This window comes from Paenibacillus xylanilyticus (assembly GCF_047246825.1).
Classification (GTDB): domain Bacteria; phylum Bacillota; class Bacilli; order Paenibacillales; family Paenibacillaceae; genus Paenibacillus; species Paenibacillus xylanilyticus_B.
This window is the reverse complement of record NZ_JBFOLB010000005.1, coordinates 1-13,063: the sequence shown is the minus strand read 5'-3', so window position 1 is coordinate 13,063 and position 13,063 is coordinate 1. Positions and strand designations below refer to the sequence as shown.

General features: G+C 42.1%; 11 protein-coding genes and 1 pseudogene. 4 read left to right on the top strand and 8 right to left on the bottom strand.

Translation table 11 applies throughout. From position 1 onward, the window contains the following. Positions 1-50: 50 nt before the first annotated feature. The 8 genes from AB3N00_RS24280 to AB3N00_RS24245 form a co-directional block, all read right to left on the bottom strand. Positions 51-551, bottom strand: coding sequence for a PTS glucose transporter subunit IIA (locus AB3N00_RS24280; RefSeq protein WP_413036891.1), 501 nt, complete (start codon positions 549-551; stop codon positions 51-53). Between the two features lie 12 nt (positions 552-563). Next, entirely contained in the window at positions 564-1,937 is a 1,374-nt protein-coding gene (locus AB3N00_RS24275) for a glycoside hydrolase family 32 protein (protein ID WP_413037006.1), read from the bottom strand. Between the two features lie 2 nt (positions 1,938-1,939). Then, positions 1,940-4,183, bottom strand: a complete 2,244-nt coding sequence (gene bglX, locus AB3N00_RS24270) for a beta-glucosidase BglX (RefSeq protein WP_413036890.1) — start codon at positions 4,181-4,183, stop codon at positions 1,940-1,942. Positions 4,184-4,203: 20 nt separating this feature from the next. After that, positions 4,204-5,610, bottom strand: coding sequence for a sucrose-specific PTS transporter subunit IIBC (locus AB3N00_RS24265; RefSeq protein WP_110757915.1), 1,407 nt, complete (start codon positions 5,608-5,610; stop codon positions 4,204-4,206). A 539-nt stretch (positions 5,611-6,149) separates the two neighbouring features. After that, positions 6,150-9,902: an AAA domain-containing protein gene (locus tag AB3N00_RS24260; RefSeq protein ID WP_413036889.1), complete on the bottom strand. Its 3,753-nt coding sequence runs from the start codon at positions 9,900-9,902 to the stop codon at positions 6,150-6,152. Positions 9,903-10,229: 327 nt separating this feature from the next. Further along, the gene (locus AB3N00_RS24255; RefSeq protein ID WP_413036888.1) at positions 10,230-10,565 is read right to left on the bottom strand and encodes a YolD-like family protein; all 336 of its coding nucleotides are present in this window, start codon (positions 10,563-10,565) and stop codon (positions 10,230-10,232) included. Between the two features lie 13 nt (positions 10,566-10,578). Next, positions 10,579-10,872, bottom strand: a complete 294-nt coding sequence (locus AB3N00_RS24250; protein WP_413036887.1) for a hypothetical protein — start codon at positions 10,870-10,872, stop codon at positions 10,579-10,581. A 12-nt stretch (positions 10,873-10,884) separates the two neighbouring features. Then, on the bottom strand, positions 10,885-11,079 hold the full coding sequence (locus AB3N00_RS24245) for a hypothetical protein (protein WP_286456674.1): 195 nt from the start codon (positions 11,077-11,079) through the stop codon (positions 10,885-10,887). 389 nt (positions 11,080-11,468) lie between these two features. Here AB3N00_RS24245 and AB3N00_RS24240 point away from each other — a divergent pair, with 389 nt between their 5' ends. The 4 genes and pseudogenes from AB3N00_RS24240 (at position 11,469) to AB3N00_RS24225 (ending at position 13,005) form a co-directional block, all read left to right on the top strand. Then, on the top strand, positions 11,469-11,591 hold the full coding sequence (locus AB3N00_RS24240) for a hypothetical protein (RefSeq protein WP_258377619.1): 123 nt from the start codon (positions 11,469-11,471) through the stop codon (positions 11,589-11,591). Between the two features lie 15 nt (positions 11,592-11,606). Beyond that, positions 11,607-11,915, top strand: a pseudogene (locus tag AB3N00_RS24235) (hypothetical protein); the annotation flags it as partial. A gap of 28 nt (positions 11,916-11,943) precedes the next feature. Further along, positions 11,944-12,294, top strand: coding sequence for a hypothetical protein (locus AB3N00_RS24230; RefSeq protein ID WP_413036886.1), 351 nt, complete (start codon positions 11,944-11,946; stop codon positions 12,292-12,294). A gap of 93 nt (positions 12,295-12,387) precedes the next feature. Continuing rightward, complete coding sequence (locus AB3N00_RS24225) at positions 12,388-13,005, top strand: ATP-dependent DNA ligase (RefSeq protein WP_413036885.1); 618 nt, start codon at positions 12,388-12,390, stop codon at positions 13,003-13,005. Positions 13,006-13,063: the final 58 nt, after the last annotated feature.

Below are 13,063 nucleotides of genomic sequence, written 5' to 3'. Positions count from 1 at the left end.
GTGCTTGTACCCTTACAGAGATTCGTCATAGTACAAGGCTTGTCTCATTATCATTTCAAATGCACTGTCATGACCGGATCATCAGAGCCTTTTGGCTGTTGAAGGTCATGTATTTCTACTCGGTCCACAGAATCCAGTCCATCCGGAACAATGACTGGACTGATCACGGACAGGCCTGCTGCTTGAATCAAGGCAATATCGAATTCGAGGAGCAGCTGACCCTTGCTCACTTTGGCGCCATTCTTTACATGTAGTATAAACCCATTTCCTTTGAGCGACACCGTTTCAATACCCACATGGATGAGAACCTGAATACCGCTTTTGTGCTCGATGATGACAGCATGCTTGCTCTTGTCCATGATATGAGCAATTTTCCCATCAATGGGAGCGTAGACACTTCCCTCAGCGGGGTTAATTGCTACCCCTTCACCCATATGGCCTCCCGCAAAAGCGGGATCAGGAACTTGGCTTAACGCAATAACTTCGCCGGGAATTGGAGCTATTATATCCAGCGAATCCAGTGTCTTTTTGTTTTTCCCCCATTGAAACATGTGATTTTCCTCCTAATCTATACTTTTCTGCAATGAATATATGCTAAAGGCTCCTTCAATATCTGCCGATTCAAGCCGAATACTCCGTTCTTGGATATCCTCCAAGAAGTAGCGTAAAGAGAATACTTCTTCCCCTTGATTTACAAAGAGCTCTATACTTGAGCTTTCGATGAACATATGCAATTCTGCGAGCGGGTGACTTAGCACAGTTCTCCGGTGCTCTTTCTCGTTCGTCAACCAGTTCGTTCGCCATACCGTGAGATGATTATGTTCGTGATTGAATTCGATTTGAACATCATTTCTGATCACAATCTGGAAGCTTTCCTGTAGCTTGGTAAATCGCATAATCACTTCTGCTGCAAGTGAAGGTAGGTTCCATTGGCCGTTGCTGCGAATTTCGCCATGTTCTTCATGTTGTCTCAACAGTTGTAATTCGTGTATGGGTTTCTGATATAGCACACCGTCTTCCAGAGTCATTTCTCTTGGAATCGTTAATGTATGAACCCAGCCTTCCTGGATCGTTGGAACAGCTTGCTCTATTTCTCCGGTCATCGCGCTCATCCAACCGAACATGATGATTCGATTATCGGTCTTAAACGTCTGAGGAGCATAAAAATCAAACCCATGATCAAGTTCATTAAATTCAGACAACTTACCGAGAAATTTCCCTGTCTCTGATAAAAGGCCTACAATGTAGCCTGATTGATTGGGGTTTCTATACTTGTCCCCTTCCTCCTCCAACCCTTGAGGAGAGAATACAAAGACATCCTGTTCCGGAAACTGTATCACATCCGGACATTCCCACATATAACCGAAAGACTGTTCCTGTTCAAAGAAGGATCCCTGACTTGACCAGTGGATCAGATCTTCAGATGTATAGATAAGCGCATCTCCTGTAAGATTTTCCCGCTGAGCGCCTACGATGAGCCACCATGTCCCTTGACTATCTTGCCAAACTTTCGGATCACGAACATGTCTCGTATAGCCGGCAGGGTGCTCAAATAATGGACCGAGTTTTCGGAACTCCTCGCCATCTTCAGAAACAGCCACGCATTGATAACTGGCTCTACTTCCATCGTCCCGGATCACATTACCTGTATAGAACAAGTATAGCTTTCCATCATGAACAATACTTCCGCCAGAATAAATGCCGTCTTTGTCATACGGTTTCGAAGGCACCAAGGCCACTTTTTTTCTGCTCCAGTTTACTAGGTCGGTAGACACCACATGTCCCCAGCTTTTGTTTTTGTGTTCTGTGCCATAGGGATTCCATTGATAGAAAACATGATAGTGGCCTTGGAAATAAACAAGCCCATTCGGGTCATTTAGCAAGCCTTGCGTCGGCGTAATATGGTATTTCAGCGTATAAGCTTCACTTTTGGTCATGATCATAATTGCTCCTCCCGGTGGAGGGAAAAGCTGAAGGTCAGCGGAGTATCTTGTGAACTTGTACCGATGTACACATCAAAATCACCTGGCTCACTCTGATACTTCATACGGCTTCCAACAAATCTAAGCATCTCTTCATGAATGGAGAACTGAACAGTTCCGGTTTCGCCGCTCTGCAAGAAAATCTGCCGGAAGTCGGTCAGCATTTTCACCGGTCTCGTTACACTGGCAAATCGATCGCGAATGTAGAGCTGAATCGTCTCTTTTCCGTCGAACTTTCCTGTATTGGACACAGATACCTCAATATCAACTGACTCATCAGTGCCCATTTCTTTTTGGCTGACGGAAAGTAAGCTACAGTCAAATGTAGAATAGGATTTTCCATACCCAAATGGATAGAGCGGTTCGTTTACTTCATCGATATACCGAGTTGCAAAACGGTAGGAGCCATTCTCAGGTAAATCTGGGCGTCCCGTATTGAGCTCATTGTAGTAGACCGGAATTTGTCCGACACTGCGCGGGAAGGTCATTGCGAGCTTACCGGATGGATTGACTACCCCGTATAGGATATTCGCCAGCGCATCCCCGCCCATTGTTCCTGGATACCAAGCTTGAATGAGAGCATCGGCTAGTTCGGCAACTTCAGTCAGAATCAACGGCCGTCCGCTGTACACGATGACCACAAGCTGTTTACCCAGTTGCTTTAATTCACGGAGTAGCTTCAGCTGAGGCTCAGGTAATGTCGGGTTCGTGCGAGAACCGCCCTCACCGCTCTGATAGATGCTTTCTCCCAAAGCAAGGATAACAACATCTGCTTCCTTCGCGTTATGGATTGCTTCCTGTAGTAGAGCGTCCTCACTCTTTGTTTCAACAGGCAATTTATCTACATACTTACCGAGAGCTTCTCGTGCATGGTCAGGTATGAGGTATGAACCCCTGCATACAGACAGTTGTTCTGCATCCATATGTTTTAACAGTCCTGTTTTTAAATTTACGGTATCTGCTTCGTTACCTTTGATTGCCCACATACCCAAGGTAGAGTTTTCTTCTGCATAGGGTCCAATTAAAGCGATCTTAGTCTGTTTTGATAATGGCAGCAGATTCTTTTCGTTTCTCAACAAAACGATGGATTCTTCTGCCAACGATTGTGCAGCCTTTTTATGTTCGTCTGAAAGAATGCGGGTTGCTTGCCCCTGACGAGTCTTCAACCCGCGGTACGGGTCCTCGAATAGTCCAAGGTCACTTTTCAGCTTTAACACACGATAGACAGCGTCATCCAAAAGTTGCTCCAAAAGTTCGTTACCCGAGATTACGCTCTCCAGCTGGTTGGCATATACGGCTGTCTTCATATCGATATCAACCCCTGCGGCCAGAGCTAGTTTGGCGGCTTCAGTTGCGTTTTCCGCGTAGCCGTGCATGATTAACTCTTCGACCGCCGCGTAATCGGAAATCAAGACCCCATCAAATTTCATTTCCTCTCTGAGCAAATCTCGGTTCAGCCATGCGTTTCCTGTGGCGGGAATACCATTTAGTGTATTAAACGCAGTCATGACAAGCTTGGCCCCCGCATCAATTGCAGCTTGATATCCGGGTAGATAATATTCGCGCAGCATATGTTCGGACATGTCTACAGCGTTGTACTCTCTTCCGGCTATAGGCGCGCCGTACGCAGCAAAGTGCTTAACGCAAGCAGCAATTTTATCAGTAGGAATGCTTTCAGCTTCTTGTCCCTGTATTCCGTAGACCATGCTTTTAGCATATTTTTTGGCTAGTAACGTATCCTCACCCGGTGACTCCATCACTCGTCCCCAGCGGGGATCCCTAACAACATCCACCATAGGAGAAAAGGTTACGTGGACACCTTCGTCATAGCACTCTCGAGCCGAGATTGAAGCTGCATGCTTAATCGCCTCAAAGTTCCAGCTGCATGTCTGAGCAAGCGGGATGGGAAAGATGGTACGGAATCCGTAGATGATATCCGCCATAAATAGCAGCGGAATTTTATGATTGGATTTTTCTAAATAATCTGTTTGCAGTCGGATAATTTTATCTGCATCTGTCACGTTGAGAATGGAACCTGTATTGTACACATTATAATTAGGATGTAGTCCCAATTTTTTAAGTGGTCCTGTTACAACGGTATCTAGATCTCCTTCAAAGAAGTCACCCGTTAGTTGAATCAGTTGGCCAATTTTTTCTTCAACGGTAAGACTGTTCAACTTTTCTAGTAGTTTGTTATGCATGGTTCTCTCCACCTGTTTCTTTATTTAAGTTTAGCTGTCTCTTTAAAACCAAACATCCAAGTAAGGGCGAATGCGACTCCGAATCCAATAACGCAAGTAGCAATGTACGGAATAATCTGTGAGTTCAAGTACAACAGCATTCCCGGAATAACGGTGATCGACATGCCTGTTGCCTGAACATCAAGGATCCGTGCAAAGAATCCGGCGAATGCACCACCAATTAATCCCATTAAGAATGGCTTGCCGTAACGTATATTCACACCGAAAATAGCAGGTTCCGTAATCCCCAGTAGTGCGGACAGGGAAGAAGGATAGGCAACGGACTTAATCTTGTTGCTTTTTGCTTTCAGACCGACAGCTAGTGCCGCTCCAGCTTGTGCGGCAATTGAACCGGAACTAATCGCATTGACCATATTCCAGCCACTATCACTCAACATTTGAATCTCAATCAGGTTCAAGGCATGATGCAAACCGGTTACTACGATAAATTGGTTTATACCGCCGTAGATAAATCCGCCGATTCCAAACGGTAGCTGCAGAATCCATGTAACTGCTGACAAAATCAGCACTTCAACTTCATGGAACACAGGACCAATTACGAATAAGCCCAGCAATAGAGAAACTAGTAAAGTTAGGAACGGGGTTAAGATCAAATCTAGCGCTTCAGGAACAATTTTTCGGATTCTCTTCTCCATTAGTGCACCGACTATACCGATGATAAACGCTGGTAGCACTGATCCCTGATAGCCCGCTACTTTAATAAATCCAAGGAACATTAGTGGTTCCTGAACCCCTTGGGCAACATCCCAGGAAGTTGGTAGGGATGGGTGAACAAGCATCAACCCGAGCAAAATCCCGAGCAACGGTGATCCCCCAAATACCCGGAATGTCGACCAGCAAACCAGTACTGGCAAGAAAGCGAAAGCCGTGTCGGTCAAGATTTGCGTGAACATCAAGAAATTATCGGAAATGCTCTCCGGTGTAAGTCCAAACCATTCGAGGATGGCCGGCTGCGTAATCAAGCCTCGGACACCCATGAATAATCCCGTTGCGACCAATGCTGGGATAATTGGTACAAATACATCTCCGAAAATCCGAATCATACGTTTGATGAAATTATCACCTTGTTCAGAGGCTTTTTCTTTCAGATCCGCTTTGGAAGTTGATGAAACATCTTGGCCAATCATGGCTTCGTACACCCTGTTAACGGTACCGGTTCCAAATATGATTTGATATTGCCCTGAAGTGAAGAATACCCCTTTAGCCTTGTCTACGTTTTCAATAAACTCATCATCAATGATGTCCCGATCTTTAACGATCAGTCTGAGACGCGTGGCACAATGTGCCATTGAAATGATATTTTCTTTCCCACCAAGCCCTTTAATTACATCCTGGGCAATTTTTGCGTACTCCTTATCAGCACCCATCTGTCTCTTCCTTTCGACTCTTAAGTTTTTTCCTGCTTCTAAGCATAACAAGATGGCGCTTACAAACAGCGGTATTATTTTACGTGATTAAGGTCATTTTTTTACCTTTTGCCCGCCTTTCCCAAAAATGAAACAGACCAAAAACCAATATATATATAAAGATTCCAAATATATCAATAGAGTATATTCAAGATTCTTCACCACATTAAAATCTTGGCCCTAATGTTTTCTAAACAGATTAACATTAGACATCTCCTCAAGAAAGTTCGAGATTTCTTGTTTTATTCGATGAAATAATCATGACTTCGTTGTCAGAATGCCAATTGAGGTTAATCTAATTAATTGGGAGTCTAACGAAAGGTAACAGCCAGTCGCAATTATATTCTGACGACTGGCTGTTACCTTTCGTGTTAGAGTATTTGGCTCTTTTGTACAATGATAAACTTAGGATTTTAAAATGCTTGCTCCTCGCTTTACTGAGAAGTAATCAGTTTGAGTCGTAAATGTAGAGTTGAGAAGGAAGAACCAAGACTCTTAGATTACTCTACTCTCCCCTTTTGGGATAATTCTTTAATTCGTTCATTGATCCGTTCTATTTCAGCGACAGGATTTCTCCACCAATTTCGGCTCCAAATTCGTTCAATAATCCAGCCTCTCGATTCCAGGTATCTTTGTCTATACACATCTCTTTCTCGAGCGCTTGGAGAACTATGATACATGGCCCCATCACATTCGATTCCTAGAATATACCTAGAACGATCATTCGGATGAACAACGGCCATATCGATTCGGTAACCTGACATCCCCACCTGTGTAGTCACTTCATATCCCAAGTTCCGTAGTTGCTGGTATACTTGTTCTTCAAATGGAGAATCGAATTGCAGTGATTGTTGGACCGTTTGTGTGCTTACGGATTCGTGGATCTCTCGAATCACTGAAGCAATGTCTTCTGTATGACTTCCCGAGACGGCTCTAGCATATTTCAAATAACTCTTGAACAGTCTAGGGCCTGGTTCAGAAGTATTCGCTACATTCAGATCTTCGGGCTCTATGCTTGAAACCACAATAATACTTTCTTTGGCACGAGTAATCGCCACATTAAGCCGGTTTTCCCCGTTTTTTTGGTTGAGAGAGCCAAAGCGATTATATACTTTACCTTCTTCATTTTTGGCATATCCTATGGAGAAAATAATGATATCACGCTCGTCCCCTTGGACATTTTCAATATTTTTAACAAAGAGTCTTTCATCTAGGTCCCGAGCCATCTGCTCTGAATAGAGTACTCTAAACTCCTCATCTTCTAAGACGGTTTTATCAATTAAATCTAGAATTTTAGACTGTTGCTTCGCATTGAAGGTGATTATACCAACGGATTTGTGATCTTGTTCGATTAAAGTTTGCTTCAACTGCATAACAACTTCTAGGGCTTCGACTTCGTTTGATTGGTTCAGCCATCTGCCATTCACCTTTTTCCAGACTATTGCTGGAGGGTTTTTAAACGGCGTCACGTTTGGTGCAATTTGTACATAGCCGTTGTAAAAGGCATGGTTAGAGAAATTAATGAGTTCCTCATATTTTGACCGGTAATGCCACTGTAAGATTTTTTCCGGAAATCGTCTTTTGGCTAAGTTGAGTAAGCTAACAGACTCATCGACTTCATATTTAGCTTCTCCATCTTCTTCCTCATCGGTATAGCCTGCTCTAAATAAATTGGACGGTTGAAGCTGCTTTTCGTCCCCCGCTACGATAATTTGCTTACCACGGTATACTGATGGCATACTACTTTCAACGGTGAGTTGAGAAGCCTCATCAAAGATAACTATGTCAAACATTCCTTCTTGAAGTGGGAAGATCGAAGACACCATATCTGGCGAAGCTAGCCATACGGGTAAAATATCGGATAATACGTTATCGGTAAAATGATTAACTAACTTGCGAAGAGGCCAAACCATTCTCTTTTTGCCCGTTTGATGTTTTAGCTCTTTCGTTGATGAACCTTTATTTAGCTGCAAGAAATTCACATGATTTTTTAATTCATTTATCAGATATTTAGCGGATACTTCACGCTTCTCTTCCAACAATTCTGCAAATGACTGGCGTATTCGCTTAAATTCATTTGTAGAGATTTTTTTAACATCTGGATATTTTGCTTCAATTAGATCGATCCAATGTACATAGGCAGAGTTTTTAAAGGTATCTACCCAAAACGCAGAGAGTGACTGGTCACTATCGCATTCTTTTTCTTGCAAGGCTAAGATAACGCTTCTTGTTTCACTATTAGTCTGATCCCAGAAAGCATCCATCAGTTTTAAATCATCAAAATTACGCTGAAAATGGTGTAACAGTAAGATGAACTCTTGTACGGGAATTTCCCCTTTTGACACTCGCTCTTGTAACTTCACAACATCCTTTTCCTGAATTAAAGAATTTAAAACAATTAGTTCATCAGCTAATGCTTTTGTTACAACCCCTAAGTCGTGTATCACTTTCAATCTTTGCTTTATTTGGACCCACTCAACTGAACTTGTTCCTCTAAATGGAACTCCGTCAGTAACCTGGGCGATGATGGATTTACCTGTGAATTTAGTCCACCAAAATAGGCGCAATCCTTGAAGGGGACGCTTCTGGCTTCCTTCGAGTTCTGGGTATATTTTGTTTAATCGGTTTTGCACTTCCCAGGAATAAGCTGGTGTAAACTTTTCAAGATTTAGCGTTTGGATCAATTCTATGGCTGTTTTGGCTTTGTGAATTAAGTTTTCGAGTTTTTCCATTGTGTCTAACTTCTTTTGTATATCAAAGTTAGCAAAACTCTTACGATCACGCAGCGGATAGTCCTTGTCACCGAACTGCTCGTACCACTCCCCATACGTGAATATATCATTTGCCATTTCACGTAATGAATCCTTGGTCAAATGATCAGAAATGCTTTGCAAAGTAATAACTTGGTTCGAATCCATAATGGGTTTGGATTGACCGTAAAGTTCATACAGTCTGTAACCAAAGGACTGTTTTTCGTAAAGAGCTTTCGCGATAGTGTTCAATAGTTGTTCTTGATCAGCGACCCTTGAGGTGACGTTTATTAGTTCGTCTACGGCTTCAGCAAATTGCAATTCGCTATGTTCCAAGACAGTCGTAATCTTTTGATACAATTGTTTTCGATCCATATTCTCATCATGGACAAGGGCAATGTGATCACTCAGACCCAGCGTACTCATCCGTTGATAAACAACATCCAAAGCGGCTCGTTTTTGACAGACTACAAGAACTTTTTTCTTTCTATGTAGAGCGTCCGTAATTAAATTTACAATGACTTGGGATTTGCCTGTTCCGGGAGGGCCGTGAACGACAAGGCCTTTTTGAAAACGAGCTTCCCGTATAATCTCCTCCTGGGAACCGTCGGTTTGCAACAGATTTAAAATATCTCCCTTAATATCTACCTGCTCGTTTGGTTCTTCTAATGGGTTCCTTAACATGCCTTCGTCCGTTGACCCATTATTTTTAAAATCAATCATTTCCCCCACTAATGCGAGAGAACTGGATTCGTTCAATTGAATTAGTTCATCATAATCACGGACAATGGCTGATCCCCCTTGTGGAAAATCACCTATTACTGCATGTTCTAGCAGGGTTAAGTTGGCTACTTCTGGAATGTCGCTCGACTTATACTCCTTCAAACGAGTGAGACCCGTTGGAGAATAGTGGACCTTTAACTGATGTTTTTCCAAGAAGCTTAGAATTTCCGTAAAATTCATGGAACTTGCTACAGAGATGGCCTCTTCGAAAATCTCTTCTGAGAAGCCAAGTTGGTGTAACTTCTTCAAAGCGAGAAATAGAGTGCGATTCAGCTGAGGTCCACCTTCTTCAAGTTGGATCACCCATTTTTGTAATGCTGTGTTATCTTTCTCTAGGCGAATCGGAAAAAGGAAAAGAGGAGCTTGAATAAAAGTGCCATCAAGAAGAACACCAGATAAAAATGGATACCCCAAGTAAAAATCGTGGACACCCGTTTCATCTTCTGCTGCTTTAATTTGACGGTAGAGATCCGTTAGTTTTTTAGATACGATCATGGATTTCTCATTATCTATTGAAGGTTGTAGTAAGGTGATTTTTCCTTTTGTCCTCAGTTCTATGACCTTTTTCAAAATGGATTCCGCATCATCCTTTTTTTCTAAAGTATCTATAGAAGAAAGGTCAAAACTCCATTTTTGGTAAATTTTCAATAAGCGAATCGAACGATTACGTTTATTTATATTATTTAACTTGTCGCGCATGTGTACTAATTGGTCTTTCAATACTTTCACGTCCTTAAAGCTGTAGTTATACAAATAGCATAGTTAGTATTATACTTTAACATCAGTACCAGTATACAGTCATCAGGATCAACACTATGTCTTTAGGATTATTAGGACGGTAATGATATAGGTTAAGCAACATAAGGAATTATTCGAATAGCTACAAGTTGTGTTATTATATTCGCGGACATTGTTATATTTTTTGTGAATGTAAGTTGAAGCTATACTTTGGACCAGAACTTTGATATTAGATAATTCGTGTGTCTACGAGATAGTGTTCGCAAACCAACAAAAATAGCGCCCTCGTCATATGACAAGGTCGCTTTTTTAAATACTCGTAGAAATAATTTTATCTATGTTTATGAACTTGTACTCGCCATTACCCCAGACAAGTTTGATTTCCATTAGATATGTATTTATGGTTGATACGACTCCCTCATAGACTTTATCCTCTATCTGATCAAAAACCGTGATACGAATGCGCAGACGTCTGTTATACGAGTCGATCAACGTACGGTGGATCTGCTCCAGTTCCTGATCATCCAATACCGTTATTTTCTTTTCGAGTATCTGCTCTTGTCGCGTCAACCAATCTACCTTGTGTTCTGGTAAGATTAAACATGAAGATTCGAACTGGTCGTTATCAATCAATTTTTTGGCCATATCTGTTCCCTCCTCAGTATTCAGTCCAATAACTGATGTCATTTGATCGCTCAAACTGTGAAGTTGCAGGTGGTTTGGGCTGCTCATTCTCACGTTCCCAGCCTTCAAGAATAACGATGTTTGCGGTATCAGATTTATCTACCCACGTTATGTAATTTGCAGCAATCAAACCTTGAAGGGCAGCCATTATGTCCGCTCTGCCTCTCCCAGTCTTAACTGTTAGTTCATGTATAGTTGGAAATCGTCTCCGAATCCCTTTGTAGTTATACAAAATTCTCAGCACTTTCCGTTCGTAATCATTTAGCATCTGGCCTACCTCCTATGCTGTCGTCTTGATCGGATGACATGCCAGCAGCCCCGATTCACGGAAAGTACGTGGTTGGCCAGACAGAAGGTCGTCTGCCTTAATCAGCCCAGATCGAATGCTCTTGACTTGTATACGCCGCTTTGTAATCTTCCCGCTTTGATCCTCATATATGATCTCGACCAACCAACCTAGGTATTTTGCTGGCATGTTCATCCCTCCAGATAACAGAACATCTGTTTGCTTTTTACTATTATATGCGAATATACGTTCGTTATTCAACAGAAAAAATACCCAGTCAAATGACTAGGTATTATCTTCTTTTAATTATCTATCCAATCTAATAACATTTCTGTCCCATCATGTGCAAGTAAGGGTAAACAGAATCCCTAGTCTGTCCGATTTAATATGTATAAAGGCGTTTGAGAAGTACGCTTCAATGCCGCTGTACGGGTTGGGTAAACACCCCTGCTGTCGTTATACAGGAGAAGCGGTACATTGTAAGGAACTGGCGTATAAAGTGCGATTATACCCTTCTGGAGCATCAAGTGAAGGAGTGTTTTAAGGAACTACCGAAGTATTAAATAGGAGGTCAGAGAATGAAAAAGATTGCAGGAATGATCTTGGCTATCATAATCAGTTATGCCGTTTATCATGGAGATCAATGGTTTAACTCGGATCAGGAAGAAACAACAGAAGTAACCACACCTCAGCAGGAATAAGAAGCAATAGTTCAAATCACCTTTCCTTCTGATCGCTATCCAGAGACAGCACAGCACATCCAAAACGCCATAGAGAGTGGCCATCCAGCCACGTGCACTATTGACCGTGATGGAGCAGAAAACAAACGTAAACTGTCACTGAGAGGCGTAGGAACATAGAAAGGCTATGACCGTGATGAATGGCCTATGGCAATGTGTGCAGAAGGTGGAGAAGGAGCAGAAGGAGCAGATATTGAATACATAAGTCGATCAGATAACCGTGGTGCCGGGAGTTGGGTGGGGAATCAATTAGAGGAATATCCGGATGGTACGTTAGTAGAATAAATTTTGAGTGAAGGGATAAAAGCTTCGTATGAGTGAACAGATGAATAAAATTAGTAACTACTTTGGTGTGTTTGTATTAGGTCTCTGTATATTAATTGCAGTTTTGTTTGCCATCTTTTTTACTGTTAAGATGTTTATCAACATTTACAAGAAATTAAGAGGTATAAGAATAAGCACAACCACGTCTTGTAGAACATGTGGAAGATCAATCTCAAACACAGCTATCATTTGCCCTTATTGTGGTGAGAATTACGGCAAACTAAACGGTGTTACCGACTCTATAGTTTGGTGTTTCATTAGCGCCTTAATGTCTTTAGTTATAGCAATCGCGACTATAACAGAGACCCTTGAATGGTTTGAACGTACATTTATGAAATAAAATATTCAACAACTTTCTCCATAACTTACCGCCTCAATCCTTTCTAGCAAAACGCTATAATTGGGTTGAGGTGTTTTTATGTTTATCAGTCCAATGTTACTTGAAACAGCACCGGGACCATTCTCGGATTCGCAATACATTTTCGAACCTAAAGTAGACGGTCACCGGTTGATATATTCGCAACAGTCGGGCAATGTCCGGTTATATACACGTCACAACAACGACTGCACTCGTCAGTATCCGGAGTTGGTCCTGCCATTTGACTCTGACATCATTCTTGATGGTGAGGTAGCATGTACTGATCCGGAAACAGGCTTAGATGACTTTGAGGCAGTCATGAGCCGGTTCAGTACTCGGCATCACTCGAAGGTTCAGCAGCTGACCAAGACTCTATCGGTCACCTTCGCCATATTCGATATCCTGCAATATAAAGGTCAGGACCTACGCAAGCTGCCTCTTATAGAACGCAAAACCATTTTACAGAGTCTCACATTACCATCCAAAAGCTTTGGGGTTATACCTCATATAGAAGACGCTGGAGAGGCTTTGTTCGCTCAAATAGAGGCTATGGGTATGGAAGGTGTGGTCGGAAAAAAGAAGGACAGCCAGTACTCCAGCATCCGGTCCAGAGAGTGGCAGAAAGTTATCAACTGGTCTTATGCAGATGTATACATTACGGGATACAAAAAGGGTGAGTTCGGATGGAAATGATAATGTTCAGTTGTGCGATGTTTAACATTAAATATATAACATGATTAGATAATGTTTT